Origin of the sequence: Paenibacillus sp. 2KB_20, assembly GCF_052115765.1 — a bacterium.
Classification (GTDB): Bacteria; Bacillota; Bacilli; order Paenibacillales; family Paenibacillaceae; genus Paenibacillus_AQ.
The window spans coordinates 424981-446765 of record NZ_JBFRHH010000005.1 but is presented as its reverse complement, the minus strand read 5'-3'; the positions used below and the strand labels follow the sequence as shown (position 1 = coordinate 446765).

Here is a 21785-nt window from a genome sequence, read left to right as displayed (position 1 = left end):
TATGGCCCCAAAGCGAATACTCTCTGCCAAGAGATCCCGAAAGCTGGAAGGGTCGTTATTTATTGCACCGTGGTTGATCGGCTTTATCGCTTTTTTAGGATTTCCGCTAGTCTTCTCACTCTTTATGAGCTTTCACACGGTAAAAATATTGCCGAAGAAAATTGTGTACGACTTTGTTGGCGTCAAATATTACCGTGAGATCTTGTTTAACAGCTCGGATCTATACGATAAGTTAATTCCATACTTCCAGGAAGTCGTCATCATGATCCCGGTTATCGTCATATTTGCCTTGATGATCTCTATTATGCTGAACCAAAAGCTGCCCGGTCGATTCTTATTCCGCGCCATCTTCTTCTTACCGGTTATCTTCTCTACGGGTGCTGTGCTGATGTCATTTATTAATCAAGGGGAAGGCAATCTAGGTTTCCTTGAACGATTTAATATTGGCGGTTACATGGATATGTTCCTTGGGGACAGTTCATGGGCGAAACCTGTAAAGACCGTATTGAATCAGTTTGTCCTTGTCTTATGGTATTCCGGGGTGCAAATTCTGCTCTTTATTGCAGGCCTTCAGACCATTTCAACGTCTGCGTATGAATCAGCTCGAATTGATGGTGCTACACCATGGGAGGTATTTTGGAAGATCACACTTCCAGCAATGTCACCGTTCATCCTGCTGAACTTAATTTATACCGTTGTAGATATGTTTACGTTCCCATCCAATCCTGTCATTAGTTTGATCAATACGGGGAACTACGGATTTAATAGTGCACTCGCATGGATTTACTTCGCTATTATTCTTGTATTCTTGGGAATTGTCGTTCTCCTCTACAGTAGAATTAACCGGAAAAATGCAGGAGTAAATCGTTAGTGAGGAAGGGAGGCAGAACATGAAGGTTGAATTAGCGAGGCGTGTGAAACTGAAACAGAAGTTCACAACGAAACGTCGATTACGGCAAGTGAAGTATACGATTCTAGGTCGAGAGATGAATCAAGGGCTCATATTTAAATTAGTCTTGTACGGCATATTCATCGTAACCTCCTATGTGTATATGAACCCAATTTTAAAAATGCTGGTGAAGATGGTCATGAGTGCCAAGGACTTGATTGATCCAACCGTGACGTGGATTCCGTCTTCCGTTTACTTAGGACATGTGATCGAAGCATGGAAGCTGCTGGATTATCCGAAGTCTCTCTCCATCAGTGTACTGATTGCGATTTCGACTGCTGTGCTGCATTGTATCTCGTGCGGGCTAGCGGGCTATGCCTTGGCAAGGCTCGATGTCCCATTCAAGAAGACGATTCTATTCCTCGTCTTCTTGGCATTCATTATTCCGCCTCAAGTTGTTATTTTGCCGACGATTATGGTGTATACAAAGCTTGGATTGAACGGCCATTTATTAACCTTAATTTTGCCTTCTATTTTTGGGTTCGGTGTCAAGGGCGCACTCTTTGTCATCATTTTCCGTCAATTCTTCTCCACGCAGCCTAAAGCATTGGAAGAAGCGGCCCGTATCGATGGTGCTAGTGCTTTGAGATTTTATGTACGCGTTATGTTTCCATTGGCAAGACCAGCCATTCTCGTCGTCTTGTTGTTCTCGTTCGTCTGGACTTGGAATGACACGTACTACCCTAGGATGTTCCTAGGTTCAAGCGGCGATATGCCGTTAGCACTGAAAATGTCATTTATCGATAGTCAGTTGACGACATTTATTACGAATGGAGGACTGCCGGAATATTTAGCTGAACCGATTAAAATGGGTGCAAGCTTCCTGGTTATATTGCCTCCGCTTATTCTTTACCTCTTTGCCCAGCGTTACTTTGTTGAGAGTGTTGAACGTACAGGTTTGGTCGAGTAGACCTAGATCCATAATTTAGGATAATAAAGGAGGATTATGAATGAAGAGAAAATCGATTTTTCTAATCATTACTTTTGTATTCATGCTAACCACATTACTTTCGGGTTGTACCGGCAATGACTCGGTAGATGAAGCACCGGATGTTGCATCCGAAGCGAAGCCTGCTGGGACTAACGAAGAAGCTGCACAGGAAGAAGAAGTGGATTGGACGAGTAAAGCTGTGACGGATTTCAGCGAGGAGACAACGATCACCATTCAACATGAATGGGGCATAGATCAGATTGCTCCTCTCATGCAGCCCATTGAAGATAAACTCAAAGCAGAAGGTAAGAATATAACCGTTCATTGGATTCAAGGTGATTCTACTTCGGAAGCATTGCAAGAATTGAACGCTAGTGGTGTCGTCCCGGATATTATTTACAGTTCCAAAGGAATTGATGGTTTAAAAGAACTGGATATGGTTGAGCCCATTGATGACTTCATGAAGATATACGAAATGGATGAAACTAGTATCAATCCATCTGTAATATCCTTGCTCCGCTCCTACGATGATAAGGGTTCAATGGTTGGTGTACCCACGTTTGCTGATACCATTACGTTATTTTACAATAAAGAGATTTTCGATATGTTCGGCGTTCCTTACCCGACAGACCACATGACATGGGATGAAACCTTTGAATTAGCTAAGAAGTTGACCGGAGAACGAAATGGTGTAAACTACCGTGGTCTGGAGATGGGATTTACGAACAGTCTAACAAGCGAAGCGCTCGCACCTCTTAAAGAAATTATTACGAATGTAGTCGATCCTGAAACCGATGAAGTATTACTTACGAAGGAGCCGGCAGTCACAAGATATTTCGAATTGATGAAAAAGTTCTATAGCATACCAGGTATGTATGAACGTGATCCGGATAAACAAGCAAGCTTCTTTGCCGGTGGAACGGCTGCGATGTTAGTGTCTTGGCCGACATACTTGGAATGGGGAATTCCTGAAACCATTCGACCGAATGTTGATTCGGTTCTCATGCCCATCTGGGGAGGGGAAGAACAGTTAGCGTCACCTACGCAAGCTCATATGTATGTATTGAATAAGTACAGTGAGCAAAAAGATGCAGCTTTCCAGTGGATGAAAGAAGTCGTTGCAGAAGATATGCAGATGAAGTTCTCCGCTGCAGGATATCCGACGGTATTGAAGAGTCCTGAAGTTATCGCGAAATTCGGCAGCGAAAAAGATATTTACGAAGGTAAAAATGTAAAAGCGTATTTCCCGGAAAACGCGAGAATAATTGAAGGTAGAAAATCGGAATATCAGCGATTAGCTGAAGGTATGATTACGGAGAAATTGAAAGACTTCGCAAACTCAGATATGAATATCGCCGAATTTTTGCGGAAGCTGGAAGAAGAAATGACGATTAAGATCAAGGAAGAGAAACAAAAGAAAGAACAAGGGCAATAAGAGTCCGGACGCCTGCATACGAATTTTGTTAAGGACCTGAGGTCATCGTCTCAGGTTCTTGGCGCTATATAGCTTTACGCACTTGTTGGACTATTTTGCTGATTAAATCTTCACACTATCTCTATGGGTATTATTGTATTGTAAAGGAAAGGGATTAAGCAGCCAAAAAGTGGAGAAGGTGAATTCTTGATGTATGATAAGCTTCCAGTCCTGGATCCAGAGGAAACGATCCCGTTATTGCAGGATCAATTCTATTACCCACCTTATATTACGCTTGCCCATATGTACAAACCACCAACGGGTTGGTTTATGATACCTCAACAAATTAGTCAATATCAGCTTCTATATGGAGTTGATGGGAAGGCAGATAATATTATGAATGGCGTTAAGTGTCCGCTTGGAAAAGGGGATATCTACATCATTCGACCCGGTGCTGTCCGTTCATTGCAACCCTCTAAACATGATCCATATGTGGGAATAACCATTTCATTTCATTTTGGAATGTCAAAGTCACCTATAGAATTCAGGTTTGGAAATGACTACATTAGGGGGAGCGATCCAGATGGATCGTTACTAGGCAAACTCATCCTCTTAATCCAGGCCATCCAGCAGCATTCGTTGTCAAGCAATATGCTTGCGCAAGGACTGTTGCTACAAATATTATATGATGTGATGGAAAATAAGCCTGTGGATGGAACAGCAAAGCTAACCACGAAAATCAATCCGAAAATGGTGAAAATCTGTAATTACATTAAAGAAAATTATAGTACGCCAATCCGTTTGGATACATTAAGCGAGATGACGGGACTGAGCAGGAACTATATTATACGGCAATTTCGCAACTGTTACGGTATGACACCGTCTGATTACCTGGCTACGATACGTATAGAGAAGGCGAAACAGCTCGCAATTGAAACCGATCTTACAATAAGCGAGATCGCGAACCAGGTCGGATATACGGAACTGCATTCATTTAGTCGAATGTTTAAAAAACGAATGGGAATCAGCCTAAGTCAGTTTAATGCAACACTCATATCGTCACTCGATATCGTCTCCCCCCTTGAAGAATAGCAGGGGGGATTTTTGTTATAAAAGTGTTACTTTGGGCTAAATACTTCCAAGGATTTGCCGAGTAAACTATGAATAAAAGAACGAGTTGAAAACGCTTCCGAGGGCAAGTGAACAGTTCAGGTTTGATTCAGAATTAGCCTATTAAAATGTAAGAAGACCGGATCGAATGGCTTTTGGATTCATTTAATCCATTCTTTTCACATCGGTATTATGAATTTGATGTAGGAGGAGTTATATATGAAAAAAAGTAGTCGGAAAAGTCTAAGCCTGCTGTTAATGATGTGTCTCTTGTTCCTTCTCGTTCTGGGGGCATGTTCATCAGGAGGAGGCGGTGAAGCAGCAAGTGATAAGCCGGATACAACAGAGTCAACAGAGGGAACGAATGCGAATACAGAAGAGCAAGAAGAGAAGCCCAAGCCTGTAGAAGTGAAACAATTCTCGAATGAACCCGTTACGTTAAAGGTAGCAACCCAATGGGGCGAAGAAAATTTCCAGAACAATTTTGTTCAGGATATGAAGGAGCTTGTTCCCCATATTACATTTGAATATGTCGATTGGAATGGAACGGCTGAAGGGATCCAGGAGATTAACAGCGCAGGGACGGTTGTGGACCTACTAACGCCCAACCTTGGGGTGGATGTGCTGCTCGATCTTGATATGGTACAGTCGCTGGATGAGATGGTAAAAGAGTATGGGATCGATTTGAGCACAGTGGACCCGTCGTTTATTGCTCTGATTCGCTCCCAAGACCCTGAAGGACGGCTGATCGGATTGACGGGTAACGGAGGGATTTATGGTCTTTTCTATAATAAAGAAGTATTCGACCTATTCGGTGTTCCCTATCCGACAGACAACATGACTTGGGATGAAATCATTGACCTCGCTAAGAAAACGACAGGTACCCGCGATGGAAATCAATACGTAGGGTTGGAGTTCGGCTCGGATACGGTGGATGCTGCACTGTTACAGTTATCCACAACATTGACGGATCCTGATACGGGGGAGGTGTTATTGTCCAAGGATCCGAAGTTTACAAAGTATATGGAACTCATGAAAAAAATATATAGTATTCCCGGCATCTACAATCCGGAGGAAAAAGATAAGTTTATGCAAAAAACAGCTGCGATGGAAATCAACTGGCATGGTTTCCTGACTTGGTTCGGAGGGGAGACCCCGGAGGAAAGAGCAGAATTTAAGAAAGACATGGACATTCTGCCGATACCATCCTGGCCTGATATCCCAGAGACTGCTCCAGCGGTTCATACGGCCCCTACCGTAATTAACCCGTATAGCGAGAATAAAGAAGCAGCGCTGCAAGTCCTTCAAGCGATTATTTCCATAGAGAATCAAACGAAGGCTACAAGAAAAGGCACGATACCGGCCACATCGGATGTGGAAATTCGCAAGCAATTTGGTGCCGATAATCCAGATCATCAAGGCAAAAATGTAATGGCGATGTTCCAAAATCAGTTTGCGCTCCCTCCTGCTAGAGCAAGCGTGTGGGATAAATACGTTGATTTGAATGGGGCTATGCAGAAGTTTGCGACCTCGGACATGAACATCCCAGAGTTTATTCGGGTGCTTGAAGAGGAATCAGCGATCAAGATTAAAGATGCTATGAATAAAAAGTAAGAGAGTTTCAGACAAAATGGATGCACGGAATAGGAGCGAGTAAATCATGACAGATATGTTGCATAAGGAAGGCTGGACCCTCGTATTTCATGAAGAGTTTAATGGGGAAACGCTCGACCAGACGAAGTTCTCACCCTACGGGTTATCCCATTGGAAGACGTTAGAGGAAGCAAAGGCGACCTATCAATTACGTGATAGCTGTATCGTGTTACAACTGCCTGATGAGCATAAGCGTGTATCCGCTATTGTTACGGGGATGCGAGATGGACTACACCGATACGGTGATAATCTCGGACTAAACCATCATGATCGTGCCTTCATGAACCTTGTGACGAAATATGGTTATTTCGAGGTACGTGCGAAGGTGGCGAAAGGGAGCGGGCTTAATTCAGCTTGGTGGATGATCGGGTTCGAAAATGAGAAGGAGCACAATGCTGAAGTCGATATTTTTGAAATGTTAGGCAAAGACACACGTTTACTGAATACAACACTTCATTCATTACGTGATACGAAGTTGAAGTACGCCCATATTCCGTATCGTACGGATGTAGACTTATCTGAAGATTTTCACGTATACGGCTTTGAGTGGGATGAATCCGGTATGAAATTCTATCTGGATCATGAGCTATATTGGGAAGTTGATCAGTCACCGGATTATCCGATGGTTACCTTGCTCCAGATTAATGATGGCGATGGGGGATGGATTGGCGACCTGGATCGATCCATTCCGTATCCGAAGGAATTCCTCGTTGATTATTTAAGGGTGTATAAGCGTGAAGGGATGCCTATGGAGCTCATTCCGATGGAAGGCAAAGAAGGCAATCTCGCCCGGTTTGCCATTAGCGGGGTGGGTAACGATATTACATGGGGAGATTTGTACAATGCACAATCGCATATTTGTTATATCAATGATGGAGATCCGAATACCGCTTTAATCAGCAAACCGGAAGAGTCGTTACCTCACTATATTTATTTGGATTGGATGGAACCGCAAGCATTTGATACGGTATCGTTAACGACACGAGCTGGATTGAAGCAAGGTCCGACACAGTGGGATATTGAAGTATCTCCTGATGGTGTAACCGATTGGCGTAAAGTGGGTGAATCCGGGCAGGTTGCATGGAGCCATCGTGAGGATGAGTTAGAAACACACGAAATCACGCTTACACAAGAAGAACGTGCGAAGTCGATTCGAATTGTGATTCAAGCATTCAATGGGAGCCAAGAGGCAGGAACGTATCTGATTCAGGATATACCTGTCTATTTGAGCACAAAGGCGTAATGGATCAGAGCTGAATGCGTGGAAACTCTATGTGAAGGACGATGTGTTGATCGTGTTTGAACTCGACGTATCCGAAGCGGAGACGGATGAACTGTTGGCTGTACACATGGCCGGTAGGAAATGGATGGATGGCCTAAACTGAAGCGGTCGTAGTTACCTCAATGTAGTTTATTCGTTTATCACTTGTACATGTCTTTGGAATCAATGATTAACGCCGAAAGCCCCAATCCCATAAAATGGCGGTTGAAACGTATAAAATCAGGGTATTTGGGGATGAACAGATACCATCATCAGGAGGCGATGAAGTGACAAAGAAGACCTACACGTTGAAACATATGGCCGGAGCATTTCTTGCTGGTGTCATGCTGTTTTCAGGAGTTTCGCTGGCTGCTGCGAATCCCGAAGAAGCCGTAGATCTGATTAAACACACGACGTCTAAAATAACCTACTACGTCAACGGCAAGGACCAATCTACACCTGCCGGTCAATTCATGAACCAAGGGACGGCGGCTCCGGATTCCATTATTCATAACGGCACGACCTATGTGCCTGTTCGCATGGTTTCTGATCTGGTTGGCCAGCCCGTGTATTGGGAGCAGGCTTCCAGGACGATCTCTTTGGGGCTTCCTGTAGTCAAGCTGTACAATGCGGCGGGTGAGACTGTTGGTTCCGCTACCTTGGAGCAGATCAATGACGGGGTGAAGGTGAAGATTACCGCATCTGGCCTCACACCAGGCAAGCATGGATTCCATGTGCATGAGAATGCGATCCAAGATGGGGATTTTAAATCTGCTGGTGGACATTTTAATCCGACCGACAAGCATCATGGCCTTGAGCATCCGCAAGGAAGCCATGTCGGCGACATGCCGAACCTGGTCGTAGGCGCAGACGGAAACGTGGAAGCGGAGCTGATCATTCAGCATGGAACGCTTGAAAAGGACCAGCCGAACTCGGTGTTGGGGCGCTCGCTGATCATTCATGCCGGCGAAGATGATGGCGTAACCGATCCAGCGGGTAATTCCGGCGACCGTGTGGCTGGCGGGAATATTCCTGAGTAATCTAGTAAGTTGATAGCACATCGGTTTGCAGCATATGAAATCCAGTGAAAAATGCATCTCCACAGGGAGGTGCGTTTTTTTGATGGCTGTGCAACGAAGGTGATAGAAGGAACTGGTGGAGTAGTTTATGTAAGGTGTAATCTTGGTGGACACGTCGTTAACGTTGACTGCCATACTGTAGAGGGATCATCGAAGTTCCGGTTTGGATCAGAACAGGTATACGGATTTTACCGTTGGGTTGTCCATGATTTAGAGTTTTTGATGGTTTTGGCCTTTCCGTTATTCGGACCGTTGTTGCTTTTTGCGGATATGCCGTAGAGGGTTAGTTAATTCTAATATCCAAGTACTCAGGAGTTTAGTAGTTTGTAGCAGACCACTAATTATAGTTGAAAAAAGACCGTAGATGTAAAATGTAGGACCCATTAGAATGGGAAATTTCGCATTAATTAAGTATCTATCTGACAGTTGCGGTGATTGTAAAAAAGAACTCTCTTCTAGCTATTACTTCGTATAACGTCAGGAATGCTTCTTTGATATGATACAATGTAAATACATAATTAACCATGTAAAGGATGAGAATCTATGCCGGTTTACAACAAGCTAGTTCGGGATATGATTCCCCAAGTCATTGAATCTACAGGCAAAGAATTTCGCACACGGATCTTGGATGAGGAAGAGTATAAGAAAGAATTGATCATAAAGCTGAAAGAAGAGTCGGAAGAGTACTTTGCCGCTGAAAGTTCAAAGGAGTCATTGGAAGAACTTGCAGATATGCTTGAGGTTATCCGGGCATTGGCGGTGGTACATGGAGCAACATGGGGAGAGCTTGAAGCCTTGAGAGAGAAGAAGGCGGAAGCTCGAGGCGGATTCCAAGAACGGGTGTATCTAATCGATGTCGACGACAACGCTTAATGTCAAACTGATTACGGAAAACTTAGCAGACGATTTAATCACCGGGATGCAGAATGCTTCCGGAATCTATATAATGACTTCCTTCGTTATGCAATCAGGGGGGCGTTTATTGGCTCCCCATTTGAAAGGTGCGATCGAACGGGGACACCAGCAGAGACGCTGAAACGATTGAACATTCAATTAATTAACGGGATCGCGCTCAAGAATAAGTTGATGCCTAGAGAAAGAAGAAACGGATCGGATAAATCATTAATACATAAGAATGGCGATGCATGTACATGAAGCGCCCTTGCAAGTGCATTAATCGTTAGCACGTAGGCGATTTTTTAACTTTCTCAATTTCAGTTATTTGCATTTGAAAGTATAATCTGTTTAGCAAATAATGGAGTGATATAAATGCCCAAAATCCAGGTTCCGCCCGAGTTGCTGATTCAAGTCGCTGAGAAGTTCCGTATAGAGTCCATGCAAATGGAATGGAGAATAAGTTCACTGGACCATCAAATGGATACCATGCTGATGTGGGAGGGAACGACGCGGCAGCGTTTTTTTGAAGATTTTCATAGAGCCCGCAGCGAAATGACCCAGACGATTGAATATATGAGATCAATTAGTGATGAATTAAAACGCATTAATAATGGCTGCTTCTAACGAGAGATATGATAAACGGTATTCTTCGGTGGAGCTTTTTGGATTACTGGACAGCTGGCATACCCAAAGGTGCTTACCAAGGTTATGTGGAAAGAGCTGATAAGCTTTTTGATTCCCCGAATGACTTCGCCAATGGTATGACCTTTGGAGTACATGGAACTATTAGAGAAGCTATTTTTCCTACAAATGCATGGTCTACAGAACATGTTGCCAGTATCATTGGAGCAGCAGGAATTGCTACAGGTGCAACAGTACCTCTTATGAGACCGAAAGATATATTGAGTCCATCTGTTAAATATGAAGTTAGAAAAGGTAATGATGGCTTGAAGCATGATTCGAGTGGAGATGGAGGAGGAACGCCGAAGAAAGCTGAGGGGCCAGGTGAGGTTGGTAAAGTTATACCAACAAACAGTACTGTTATTAGTCCAGAAATGAAAGATAAGATATTGGAGGGACAACGCAAAAAACCAAATAAGAATGACTTAATTGGTGGGCATTCTCCTGAAATCACTAACCGTAATCCAAATTATGCAGTTGAAGAGATCTCGCCCTGATGGTACGAGAAAAGTAAGGTTTACCACACAATTCCTAGATGGAAATCTTTCTAAAATTAGATGGGGCAACTTGGCATAGAGCTATTGTTAATGGTGTTGAAATTGATGTAATTAAAGCTGGTGAAAATGTGACCAGTGGTTATCCAACAGGAACAGTAAATGCATCTCGCCCAGCAGGTTTTTAATTCAACATTAAATGGAGGCAATGTATATGTACAAAGAACTAGATAACCTATTATCTGCGGATACAACAGTAGATTCGTGGTACGATGATGGCTGTGTCATTGCAAACGAGATCCTTGCAGAATTTAGTCCAAGTGATTGGGATGAATTATCTAATCAAGTACTAAGTAAACCAGTAGAATGGCAAAGAAAATTGGCATATTGTTTAGATAATGAGTGCAATATGTATGAACTTAACATTTTAATAGCATTGCTGAGCACTAATGATGTTGAATTGTTCGAGATATGCATTGACACACTAAGAAGTTTTACAAATCAAGATAGTAAGAAAATGATATTAGATAATCCCATAATAATACAACGTGTTAATAGCATTTTATCGCAAACATCGAGCTTACCAGTGAAAAATATGCTTCAAGATTTTCTTTCAAAAATACATTCGTAATTTTGCGCTCTATACCTTGATTGGTTTTAGGTCTTTCAAGGTTTCTTTTTTTGGAGGGGGCTACCCAGTACTGTATGAACCCATCAATCATTAATGATCAATAACGTTTTAGATCAGTATAAGACAAAATATTTAACCACAAGTCTACTTAAGTGAATTTTCGAATCGGTGGGCGTATATAGATTTCTCAGTCCTCTTTCCCGGATCTCTAAGTAACTATTTACGTTAGTAGCTGAAAAAAAGGACACAAAGTCCTCAATAGACTTCGTGTCCTCGAATGGTTCCACCCTAACGATTTTTACTTGTACTTCGCTCCTCTTAGATCTTCCTCAACGGCTTCACTTCAACGTCCTCACATCCACCGTATTAGATATAACATCAACTTCATTCGGAATAATCCCTTTTTCAAACATATAATCGGCCACTTCTTGCCAACGTTGGCGGACGGTGTCATCAATAGGGTCTAGCGGGAATAAAGAGCCTTCTAATTGTTGACGAGCAACGGGTTCAGAGACACCTTGGATATCTTGAATTAATTGGACGGTGTTATCGACGTCTTCAGACAGAAGTGCGGACTCTTCATTCAAGCCTTCGAAAACTTCATACAAGAGTTTAGGATGTTCCTTCAGGAAGCCATTTCGAACAATATACACCGTATCATTGTCAGATTCAATGTCGCCTGCGGATATGACCAGCTCTGCACCGAAGTCGACGAGCGCAACGGCTGTAAATGAACCCCATGTCGCCCAAGCATCGACTTGCCCGCTCTCAAAGGCAGGCCCTGCTTCCGTTGGCGGAAGATAGACAATCTCGACTTCGCTTGCATTGAGCCCACCTTTCTCCAGCGCTTTATATAGTAGGTATTCGCCGGTACCGCCGCGGTTGACGGCGATCTTCTTACCTCGAAGGTCGGAAGGACTCTTAATGCCGGATTCCGGCTTGGCGACAATGCCTTGATTATCTTGATCGCCAGGCTGCTTCGTAAAAATGGTGAATTCGGATGATCCACCTACAAGAGCACTAATTGCAGCAGTGATCGAGCCAATCGTGATATCGATGGAATCTGCGTTTAACGCTTCGATCGCCGGAGACATGGCCGCAAAACCGCCGGTCTTTTCAACTTTCGCTCCGGCTGCTTCAAGCCTTTTATACAGGGGCCCGCCTTCATCGGATAAACTTAATGGCTGAGCACTACGCAGTATGCCTAGACGAACGGGTACGGCCTCATCATCCTCAGGGTTGGCTTGTTTCGCTTGACCGGCTTTACCACAAGCCGCTAACGTTACTAATAGAAATATGAATAGTAAATGAAAGCTTATTTTTCGCATAGGACACTTCCCTTTTTGCCTGATCATTTAGTGGATGTTGTGAGCCCAAGTGAAGACTTTCTCCTGTTCTTCTTGCTTCGGTGCGGTCACGGCCTGATGGTCGATGCGTAGATAGGGCAGGATGTATTCTCCCACACGGTAAGCTTCTTCAAGCAGCGGAACACCGGAGAAAATAAAGGTTGAAATGCCCGCATCTTGATACTCTCTTAAGCGCGCCAAAACGGTTGCCGGACTGCCTACGATCGTTGTGCCCGGACCTGGTCTTACCAGACTCATCCCGGCCCATAAATCCGGATAAATTTCAAGCTCCCGAGCGTCTTTAGGAATTTGGCCGTTGTGATTGCCAAGCATGCGCTGCTGCCCCACCGAATCGCTATTACGAAGGACCTTCTGCATATTTTCCACGGTTTGCGGATCCATCGTCTTGAGCAGCCGATCCGCTTCTTGCCAAGCTTCCTCGTCCGTATCGCGAACGATCAGATATAACCGGATGCCATACCGCATGGTACGGCCTTGCTCAGCAGCTAAAGCTTGAAGATCTTGAATCTTCTCTGCGACTTGCGGAGGCGTTTCGCCCCAGCTCAGGTACGTATCGATATGCTTGGCTGCCGTGAGATGAGCCGCTTGCGACGATCCGCCAAACCACAGGGGCGGCGTTGGTTTCTGCGTGGAAGAGAGTTGTAAGGCTTTGCCTTCGGCGGTAATATACTTGCCATGGAAATCCAGGTTTTCCCCGGCCACCGCTTGTTTCCACACCTGAATCCATTCATCCGTGTAGGCATAACGTTCATCATGCCCAAGCGTTGAACCATAGGCGCGCATTTGCGCCGTGTTTCCGTTCACGATGTTTAATAATACGCGTCCTCCGGAAAAATCATCGAAGGTTTGTGCCATTTTCGCGGCGAGCACGGGCGAGATCAACGGCGGATGCAAAGCGATGAGAAAACGCATATTGTTCGTACTGGAAATAAGGGAGGAGCCAAGCACCCACGTATCATGCGGGCCCGTTGCCAGCAATGCGCCGGTAAACCCTAATTGGTCTACTGCCGAGGCAATCTGCCTTAGGTAAGGTAAATCGATTTTGCGAGCGCCCTCCGTTGACCAAGGGCTGCGGCCATCCGGCGCTGTTAAATACCAATACACTTCAACGTTGTCTTTATGTGCAGCCACGTTATTCTCCTCCAATTTCTACGGGTACAGGCAAAACGGCATCTGAAACGACAATTTCCTTAGGCAAAATGTGTTGTCGTGCTAACAGATCGGCAACCTGCTGCTGTTCAGTTATGAATTCTTCGGTAATCGGCTGCAGCCCCCAAGGTCTGCGCCGAAGCGCTGCTTCCCATGAATCCACGGAAGGCCAATGGGGCAAATCCCGGGCAAAAAGCTCTGCCGCTTCATGCGTATTTTTTTGAATCCAACCATCGGCCTGCTGCAGAGCTTCGACAACGGCCTTGAGCAGCTGTGGTCGATTGGTCGCAAAATCCCGGTCGGCAAACCATATAGAACGGTGAGTGATATGGGATTCAAGCGGCACCAGCGTACGAACGAGTCCTTTGTTATGCAGCTCCGTAAGCTGCGGGTCGTTGCCGACCCATGCCTCCACTTCGCCCGCCAGCAATGCATTGGCCCCCTCATTGCCTATATCCGCACGAGCGACATCATCATATAGAAGGCCTTCTTTATCGAGCGCGGTTGCCAGAAAACTCGTATGCCAGGACCCTTCGGAAAGCGCAATGCGCAAACCTTTCAAATCCGCAACGGATTGCACCGGCGACTCTTTGCGAACGACTAAGGCTCCGCTAGCTGTACGAGGGTTAGATACCGCAACGTACACAATATCGATATCTGAAGCCTGCGCGGTTAAGGGCGGGGTAGACCCTGTACCTCCAAAGTCGATTTCTCCGGAAGCGATACGTAGAGGCGTCTTCGCTCCATCGGTGTAATCGACCCAAGCAACGGATGCATTATGGTCTTTAAGAATCTCTTCTAAAAAGCCTAAGCGGCGCAATACGAATAACGAATGATTATTGGGATGAACGCCGATGGTTACGTCTGCTTTCGTTTGAGTCATGTGAGGGACACTCCTTTGGTTATGTTTTGTTCAGCCGCGGCTAATGGTTCTGGAAGACTCCAGTCCCAAACGTTCACGGGATTCGGGATGAAACCATGCTCGAACAGGAACCTGCTTTGGGCATCAAGCGCCGTTAAATAGTCTTCGCGTAGTGTCGGTCGAAGCGAAATATTACGGTAGGCAGCTGCCACATATTCGGATGAAGCGCCGGTTTCTTTTGTAACGACCCGAATGAAATCATTGGGATGATCTTTGGACCAATCCGCGGCGCGAAGCAGAGAAGTGAGAATCTGTTCAACGACATGTTCCTGCTCCGTCAATGCCGTGTCGACGGTCACGGTTCGGGGCACGCCATTGTTGACTCGCACCAGCGGATCCGGATGGAACCCAAGCTCGATCACTTCCTTCACGGCGACCGTACGGGCGGCCTCAAGCCCGGTAGCTCCTTTGACAAAAACGGCATCGATCTCACGTCGCTGCAGCGCCTCGATTTCGGTATTCCATGAATCCCTTCTTCCTTCAGGAAACGCCTCAAGATGAACGATGCTTACGTCATCCAGCGTAAGATTCGCAAGCGAGAGCGCATTATGAAAACCGCGAAGCGCTTGGGCAGCTCGGAAATCAATCTCTAAATAACGATGACGAGGAATCCCGATTCGTTTTCCACGCAAATTGCCAGGCTCCTGAATATCCGAGTCAGGAAGGGTAAGGATGGCTTGATATTCATCGACCCAGCTAAGTCCGATAAGCCGTGTATCACTCCCGGTAGAGCGCGCCCATAAAGCCGGAATATTTCCTCCTTCCCGCACCAGGAAAGGCAAGGTGTGATTAAAATGCGCATGAGGCAAAGCGTGATTGGCGTCTCTTGTCAGTTCCGCCGCCGTACATCCGGACTTTTCAAGCTCCTGATGAAGCAGCCCTAGGTCAAGGGCCAAACTGGCTGCTGTCGGAACCGGGCAGCGTGTAATCCTGATTTCCTTAACGATTTCTTGCGTGTTATCGATGTTAGGCATGCTTCAGGGCTCCTTTCTTTTTTCGGTTTCACGTCCGGTCATCGCTCGCTTTTGATCCACCTCCTTCAAGAAATGGTTATCCATTAAGCCTTACAAGCGGGCTTATGCTACAACCTATGACCCTTTCTTTAAGGGATAGGGGAGGTCTTCTGCTTCATTTCGGCTTTCCACTTCGGTTATGCCCATGACCCGCTTAAGGATTTTATCGATGAATGCTGCCACCTCGGCATTTCCCCGTTGACGCGGACGTGAGAAAGGGACAATTCGATCCATAGCGATGCTGCCTTCTTCAATGAGCACCACGCGATCGGCCAAGAGGACAGCCTCTTCGACATCGTGCGTAATCAAGACGGTCGTAAATGGCTGCTGCTGCCACAGCGATTCGATTAATTGCTGCATTTCAATACGGGTCAATGCATCCAGCGCTCCTAAAGGTTCATCGAGCAACAATAATTTTGGATGGCTGGCTAACGCTCTTGCTAAGGCGACTCGTTGTTTCTGACCGCCGGACAGCACGGATGGCCATTCATTGGCCCGCGCACCCAGCCCAACCTGCTCTAAAGCGGCTTCGGCTTTATGACGGTCTTCTTTTCGAAGTCCGATCGCAACATTATCGATGACCTTATTCCAAGGCAAAAGCCTTGCATCTTGAAACATCATCCGAGTTTCGGGATGTACATGCTGAACCGGTTGGTCATTGATCCATATTTCTCCCGACGTGGATGGTTCCAACCCGGCGATCACGCGCAATAGCGTGCTTTTCCCGCAGCCGCTTCGCCCGATGATGGCAATGAACTCGCCTGGCTTCACGTCTAGCTCAATGCCTCGAAGTACAGGTTGGTCGCCAAAGCTTTTCTGTAATTTTGTCATGTGAAGATGTACACCATGGGTTGAGGAATTCAGGGTCGACACATCCTTTCAGAGCTTACTTTTGATAATTCGGGTTCCATTGTAAAAACCGCTTCTCTAAGAGCTTAGCGATGGAATCGGCCAGCTTTCCAAATAAGGCATAAAGCAAAATGGTAAGAAGAATAATGTCGGTTTGCATGTATTCTCTTGCGTTCATGGCAAGAAAGCCGATTCCCGAATTCGTAGCAATCGTTTCGGATACGATTAAAGTCAACCACATGATGCCTAAAGCGTAGCGGAGTCCGACTAAAATGGAAGGAAGTGCGCCAGGCAGAACGACTTTCCAAAAGAGCGAAGCTGAGCGCAGCCCGTATACGTTCCCCATTTCGATCAATCCGTTGTCTACGGAGCGAATGCCGTGCATGGTATTGATGTAGACCGGGAATAACACGCCGATCGCGACTAAAAATATTTTCGATTCCTCACCAATGCCAAACCATAGAACGACTAATGGAATCATCGCCAGATGAGGAACATTGCGTACCATTTGAATCGTCGTATCTAACAATTTTTCAGCGATGGAAGATAAGCCGTTGATGAAACCCAGCACAAGACCGATCCCCCCGCCGATTAAGAAACCAATGAACGCTCTTTGAAAACTAATTGAAATATGCTCGATTAATTCTCCTGATAACAGCAAATCTCTGAAAGAAAATAAAACGTCCTGAGGCAGGGGGAGGATCTTCCTAGATATAACATCTTGATTGGATAATATGGACCACAGAGCGATTAGTAAGATGGGGAGAACCCAAGGCATGCATTTTCCGATCATGGGATTGGAAATGAACTTTCGAATCACCTTCAACTCACCTAGCTTTCAATAATAGGATGGTAAAAATAAAAGGCCACAACTCCAGCAGAATATCCTGCTGAGGCTGTGACCTCCATTTGAATGGTCGGTATCTTTTAATGTTTAATAATTCCTATAAGTTTAATATGGATTTGATTATACTTCTCGATTTTGGTTTCGTCAACCTGAATTTCAAATGCTTCCACGCTATAAAAGCGGGAAAGAGCTTGAGCTAACTAAAGCGGCCTCAGTACCATTTATAATGGGCCTGCAATGATGTCCTATTCCTAGGCACATCCTCGAATCTGCAGTATATTTAGAGAAGTAAATGATATCAAGGCGCATCCGAGGAGGTCGACTCAAATTAATGGAAGCGACAATCGAAGGACTTCTCCGTATATTGGGAGAGCATCACAAGGAGGCCCACGGCATTTCTGAGGCGGACATTCAAGCAAAGGAACAGAGCTTGGGTTTCCCATTGCCGACAGTGCTGCGGGAATATTATAAGATTTTGGGACGATCCCCATACATCACTCAAGGGTCCAATAACCAATATGAACCGCTCCCTCTGCAGGATGTGTTCATTCCCGATGATACTTTTTTTACGACAGACAAAGCGTTTCTGGTCTTCTATCAAGTAGAGGAGTCCGTGATATATTGCGGGATCCGAATTCAGGATTTGGAGCAGGAAGATCCACCGGTCTACCTCTGCGCGTGGAACTCCCCCGACTGGCAGCTGGAAAATCGATCGCTTCAACGTTTTCTCGCTGGCAAGGCTCTTGTTCAGTTAGGCGTCGAGGATCGGCTTCCGTATTGGGCCATTTTCGATGAGAGTTTGTGGAGCTTGTCCGACTATTGCAGATGCATAGGTCTGGAGCGGGAGCATGAGATAGACGAGGGGTCAGAGCTGAATGCCTGGAAGATCTATGTGAAGGACGAAGTTCTAATTGTGTTTGAACTCTCCGGATCGGAAGAGGAGACGGATGACCCGCTGGCCGCATATCATGCGTCTTTTGAGCAAACTAGTTTGGAGAAGTTGCTGAGGGAGATGGGGAAAGCAAGCAACTTGCCTGCATTTCGAACGAATCTGTCAGAACAGTGATGGATTGAGGAAGCAAGTAGGAAGTGGACGGAGTATACCTTTTACATATTTCCGGATGTGAAATTATAGTGTATTTTTGGATATCTTGTACTTTTCTGCATTTACAATGCTGGGTAATTTTATGGTACAATATGTATATAATAAAGTGGAGCGAGGATGCTGCTAACATCCTCACTCCTGACAACAGCCGCTTTTAAGGGCGGTAGGCTGTACAAGGTTCAGAAATAGGTCGTCACCCTTGCCTAGGGCGGCCTATTTCTTTTTGTTTTGGTTCAATGCTAAGACAATCGTTACGACCAACCCGACCAGCGCGACAAGCAGCGAACCGAATTGGATCATTAATGTCAAAACATCCTTAACCTCCACAGGCATCACCTCCCTTCCGGGAGACTAGCCGACCGCCCATACTAGCCATTCTGTTGTTATGGTTAATTATACCATAATGGAAGAAGAGCGCCTATTATGTCGCTCTCTCAAGTTAGTTAAAATACATTCGCGTTTCTATGGGGTTTTGGAGGCGCTGGGGGACTAACACCCATACAAAAAAGCCACCCCCAAAGTCTACGATAAACGTAGTCTCTTTGAGGGCAGCCCCGTTTAGCATATATACAACTCCAATGTCCTCTCCCTACAACCTACTTCGCACTAGGCAGCAATTTATTCAACAAGATCGCTGCAAGCGAAGCAGCTAGAATTGGTGAGCCCAGCAAATACTGCACGAACGTAGGCAACGTGTACAAGAAATCTTTAGGGATGAGCACTAACGCCAACGTCAAAATCATCGGGATGGCGATGATGTACATTTCTTTTTCCCCGATTTTTTCGTTCTTCATGACCTGGATCCCGTTAATCGAGATGATGCCGCAGACGATGGCGAATACGCCGCCGATGACCGCGGTTGGGATCGAGGAGATCAGCGCGGCCAATTTGCCGGAGCAGCCGAAGAGGACAAACCATCCGCCTACCGCCAGAAAGACTCGACGACTGGCCACACCCGTGATGGAGATAATCCCTGCATTCGTGGAATAGCCGGTAACCGGCGTAGAGCCGAGTCCTGAAGCAATCAGGCAGCTAATCCCTTCACCAATCACCCCACGGTTAATGTTCTTATCCGTTAACGGTTTATCAATAACGTTGCTGATGGCAAACCATGTACCCGTCGTTTCCGCCAGCAGGACGAGATAAATAATGATCATGGTGATGATCGCCGAGAAGTCGAACGAAAAGCCAAAATCCTTAAACGGAATCTGCGGCATGCTGAACCACTTGGCGTTTGCGACAGCACTGAAATCCAGCACACCCATAAAGTTGGCCGAGATACACCCGATAATTAATGCGATCATCACGGACGTAACTCGGAATATCGCGCCTCTTGTGCGGAACAAAGAACCCAGGATCACGAACAGGATGAGTGCACCAGCTGAGATCAGGGCCAGCAGCACGTTCTGATTGATGGTAGCGTCTGTAGCGCCGTAAATATTGTCTCGGATGGCAACAGGCAATAACGACAGACCGACGATGAATATGATCGTGCCCCCGACAATAGGCGGAATGAAGGATGTAACGATTTTATTAAAAATTCCCGTATACCCCAAAATAATCACGAGGATCGCGCCAATTAAGCTCGCACCCAGCACGGAACTCCAACCCATCTCCCCGCCGCCGCTGGCGGCATAAATGGCGACAATCGCGCCGAGTGGAACATAGGAAGGACCTTGCGCCATCGGCAGCTTCATACAGAAATACGTTTGCACGATCGTGGCAAGTCCGGCGGCTATAAACGTAGATTGAATTAATGCGCTGGACTGATTAGGCGCCAAGCCGATTAACATGGCAATCAGGAAAGGGACGACATAGACGTCCATCGCGACGACATGCTGTAAACCGAGAATGGCGGATTTCCCGAAAGATATTTTGCCGTCGGGGGGAACCGTTAGATGCTGTGACTTCGTTTGCTCGTCATTTTGCTTGTCTGCTTGTGTTTTCACTCCGCTGGACACCTCGAATGTTAGGATGAATTGCTTTTTGAACAACCTCTATTATTCTTAACGCGTATGAACCTTTTCCCCTTGCACCCACACCTCACGGATATGCTCAGGCCGTGCCAGATACATGATTTTCTGAAAAATATCTTGTGCGTCTTCATTCTCATCAAAAATCGGCAGCTTGGCGGATGGAAGTCTCGTATCGATCACCTGCACATCCCATGCGTAGTTTTCTTGAATGCGACCGATCGGCAGGCTCAGACTTTCACCGCCTCCAGCCGTAGCCAGATAGAATGCCTCATGGACCGTAATCCGCGACTCGGGCACGCCGCGAGCTTCCGCAGGAAGGGAGGTGTTCACGCCATCTTCCAGCATCCTCGAGGACATTACGGCCTGTCTTATATTATCGAAGAGACTGGGTGAGAAGCCGCCGGATAGATCCGAGCCTAAACCGATCTCGACATTTTTGGCGTGGAAGCGGGCGACCGGGATGACGCTGTTGGCGAAATACGCGTTGGATATCGGGCAATGCGCGATCGCGGTACCGGTGTCAGCGAATAATTCGGCATCCTGATCATCGAGAAAATTACAATGAGCCATGACCGATTTATCGCGCAGCAGGCCAAAATCATGCAGGGCAAACGCATCGTTTTTCTGGAATCGATCTTTCACATAACCATGCGCCCAGTCGCTTTCGCTGCAGTGGGACTGCACATACGTATCGTATTTAGCTGCCAGCTCGCCTAGCCCCTTCAGCCCCTCATCGGTACAGCTTGGAATGAAGCGTGGAGTGACGACGGGATACACGCCTTGTTTTGTGGTCTTGGCGAGTTCCTGTACAGCAATAATAAATTCCTCCGTATCCGCCAGTGCCGTGGATGTGTCTACATCGCGGTAGTAATCCGGATTCTGCTCGGGATCATCCATGACGACCTTTCCGACAAGTCCGCGCTGGCCTTTGCTCGCACAGATTTGGGCTAACAACAAGCTGGCTTCTTTATGCACCGTGGCAAAATAAAGGGCTGTCGTTGTTCCGTTGGCCAGCAGGGTGCTTACCACATCGTCGTAAACCTTTTGCGCAAACTCCAGATCGGAGAATTTCGATTCCAGCGGGAAGGTATAGGTGTTCAGCCAATCATAGAGCGGAATGTCCAATGCGGTTCCGGATTGAGCCCATTGCGGCGCATGAACGTGCAAGTCGACAAAGCCAGGCAGGAAATACTGTCCTTCCTCTAGTCGGTGAAAGCTGTCGCTCCCTTGATACGTATCCAGCAAGGATTGATAGTCGGCATCTTCCGGTGCCACGATTCGTTCAATTATACCGTCCGCATTGATACAGTAAAGATAGTCTCTTAATACTTGAATTTCTTTGGGAGATTTGCTTGAAAAAGAAGTCCCTTGAAATAATAACATATATTTACTCATATTTACCGCCTTAATGTTCGTTTTTTAGAGCGCTTTTGTCATTATAGTCCGTTAAAAAAGAG

21 protein-coding genes are annotated in these 21785 nt (G+C 46.0%); 12 read left to right on the top strand and 9 right to left on the bottom strand.

What is annotated here, in order from left to right:
• The first annotated feature begins 1 nt into the window (after position 1).
• The 11 genes from AB4124_RS16570 (at position 2) to AB4124_RS16520 (ending at position 11100) form a co-directional block, all read left to right on the top strand.
• Positions 2–871, top strand: a complete 870-nt coding sequence (locus AB4124_RS16570) for a carbohydrate ABC transporter permease (protein ID WP_076325472.1) — start codon at positions 2–4, stop codon at positions 869–871.
• Positions 872–890: 19 nt separating this feature from the next.
• A complete protein-coding gene (locus AB4124_RS16565) occupies positions 891–1859 on the top strand; it encodes a carbohydrate ABC transporter permease (protein ID WP_441973528.1) in 969 nt (322 codons plus the stop codon).
• Positions 1860–1899: 40 nt separating this feature from the next.
• A complete protein-coding gene (locus AB4124_RS16560; RefSeq protein ID WP_441973527.1) occupies positions 1900–3315 on the top strand; it encodes an ABC transporter substrate-binding protein in 1416 nt (471 codons plus the stop codon).
• A 189-nt stretch (positions 3316–3504) separates the two neighbouring features.
• Entirely contained in the window at positions 3505–4386 is an 882-nt protein-coding gene (locus AB4124_RS16555; RefSeq protein ID WP_441973571.1) for an AraC family transcriptional regulator, read from the top strand.
• A gap of 237 nt (positions 4387–4623) precedes the next feature.
• Positions 4624–6018 carry an ABC transporter substrate-binding protein gene (locus tag AB4124_RS16550; RefSeq protein WP_441973526.1) on the top strand — a complete coding sequence of 465 codons (1395 nt, stop codon included), beginning with the start codon at positions 4624–4626 and terminating at the stop codon, positions 6016–6018.
• 46 nt (positions 6019–6064) lie between these two features.
• A complete protein-coding gene (locus AB4124_RS16545) occupies positions 6065–7300 on the top strand; it encodes a family 16 glycosylhydrolase (protein ID WP_441973525.1) in 1236 nt (411 codons plus the stop codon).
• Positions 7301–7605: 305 nt separating this feature from the next.
• Positions 7606–8358: a superoxide dismutase family protein gene (locus AB4124_RS16540; RefSeq protein WP_430202031.1), complete on the top strand. Its 753-nt coding sequence runs from the start codon at positions 7606–7608 to the stop codon at positions 8356–8358.
• Between the two features lie 582 nt (positions 8359–8940).
• Positions 8941–9270 (top strand): nucleoside triphosphate pyrophosphohydrolase, encoded by a 330-nt coding sequence (locus AB4124_RS16535; RefSeq protein WP_076326518.1) that lies wholly within the window; start codon positions 8941–8943, stop codon positions 9268–9270.
• Between the two features lie 396 nt (positions 9271–9666).
• A complete protein-coding gene (locus AB4124_RS16530) occupies positions 9667–9918 on the top strand; it encodes a WXG100 family type VII secretion target (RefSeq protein WP_441973524.1) in 252 nt (83 codons plus the stop codon).
• Between the two features lie 38 nt (positions 9919–9956).
• Positions 9957–10472, top strand: coding sequence for a hypothetical protein (locus AB4124_RS16525; RefSeq protein WP_441973523.1), 516 nt, complete (start codon positions 9957–9959; stop codon positions 10470–10472).
• 211 nt (positions 10473–10683) lie between these two features.
• Positions 10684–11100 (top strand): hypothetical protein, encoded by a 417-nt coding sequence (locus tag AB4124_RS16520; protein ID WP_076326516.1) that lies wholly within the window; start codon positions 10684–10686, stop codon positions 11098–11100.
• A 338-nt stretch (positions 11101–11438) separates the two neighbouring features.
• Here AB4124_RS16520 and AB4124_RS16515 read toward each other — a convergent pair whose 3' ends face one another.
• From AB4124_RS16515 to ssuC, 6 genes are all read right to left on the bottom strand, one after another.
• Entirely contained in the window at positions 11439–12428 is a 990-nt protein-coding gene (locus tag AB4124_RS16515; protein WP_430108235.1) for an ABC transporter substrate-binding protein, read from the bottom strand.
• A gap of 27 nt (positions 12429–12455) precedes the next feature.
• Positions 12456–13598, bottom strand: a complete 1143-nt coding sequence (locus tag AB4124_RS16510; protein WP_441973522.1) for an LLM class flavin-dependent oxidoreductase — start codon at positions 13596–13598, stop codon at positions 12456–12458.
• A gap of 1 nt (position 13599) precedes the next feature.
• The gene (locus AB4124_RS16505) at positions 13600–14499 is read right to left on the bottom strand and encodes an aliphatic sulfonate ABC transporter substrate-binding protein (protein ID WP_441973521.1); all 900 of its coding nucleotides are present in this window, start codon (positions 14497–14499) and stop codon (positions 13600–13602) included.
• Entirely contained in the window at positions 14496–15512 is a 1017-nt protein-coding gene (locus AB4124_RS16500; protein ID WP_441973520.1) for an ABC transporter substrate-binding protein, read from the bottom strand. The genes AB4124_RS16505 and AB4124_RS16500 overlap by 4 nt, the downstream gene beginning before the upstream one ends.
• Positions 15513–15626: 114 nt before the next feature.
• Positions 15627–16382: an ATP-binding cassette domain-containing protein gene (locus AB4124_RS16495; protein ID WP_430108225.1), complete on the bottom strand. Its 756-nt coding sequence runs from the start codon at positions 16380–16382 to the stop codon at positions 15627–15629.
• Between the two features lie 55 nt (positions 16383–16437).
• Positions 16438–17193, bottom strand: a complete 756-nt coding sequence (gene ssuC / locus AB4124_RS16490; protein WP_076326528.1) for an aliphatic sulfonate ABC transporter permease SsuC — start codon at positions 17191–17193, stop codon at positions 16438–16440.
• Between the two features lie 385 nt (positions 17194–17578).
• Here ssuC and AB4124_RS16485 point away from each other — a divergent pair, with 385 nt between their 5' ends.
• Positions 17579–18313, top strand: a complete 735-nt coding sequence (locus AB4124_RS16485) for an SMI1/KNR4 family protein (RefSeq protein WP_441973519.1) — start codon at positions 17579–17581, stop codon at positions 18311–18313.
• A 252-nt stretch (positions 18314–18565) separates the two neighbouring features.
• On the opposite strand, the gene AB4124_RS16480 is transcribed toward AB4124_RS16485, so the two are convergent.
• The 3 genes from AB4124_RS16480 to guaD form a co-directional block, all read right to left on the bottom strand.
• Entirely contained in the window at positions 18566–18679 is a 114-nt protein-coding gene (locus tag AB4124_RS16480) for a putative holin-like toxin (protein WP_441973518.1), read from the bottom strand.
• Between the two features lie 269 nt (positions 18680–18948).
• Positions 18949–20301 (bottom strand): uracil-xanthine permease family protein, encoded by a 1353-nt coding sequence (locus tag AB4124_RS16475; RefSeq protein WP_441973517.1) that lies wholly within the window; start codon positions 20299–20301, stop codon positions 18949–18951.
• 57 nt (positions 20302–20358) lie between these two features.
• Positions 20359–21723, bottom strand: a complete 1365-nt coding sequence (gene guaD, locus AB4124_RS16470) for a guanine deaminase (protein ID WP_441973516.1) — start codon at positions 21721–21723, stop codon at positions 20359–20361.
• Positions 21724–21785: the final 62 nt, after the last annotated feature.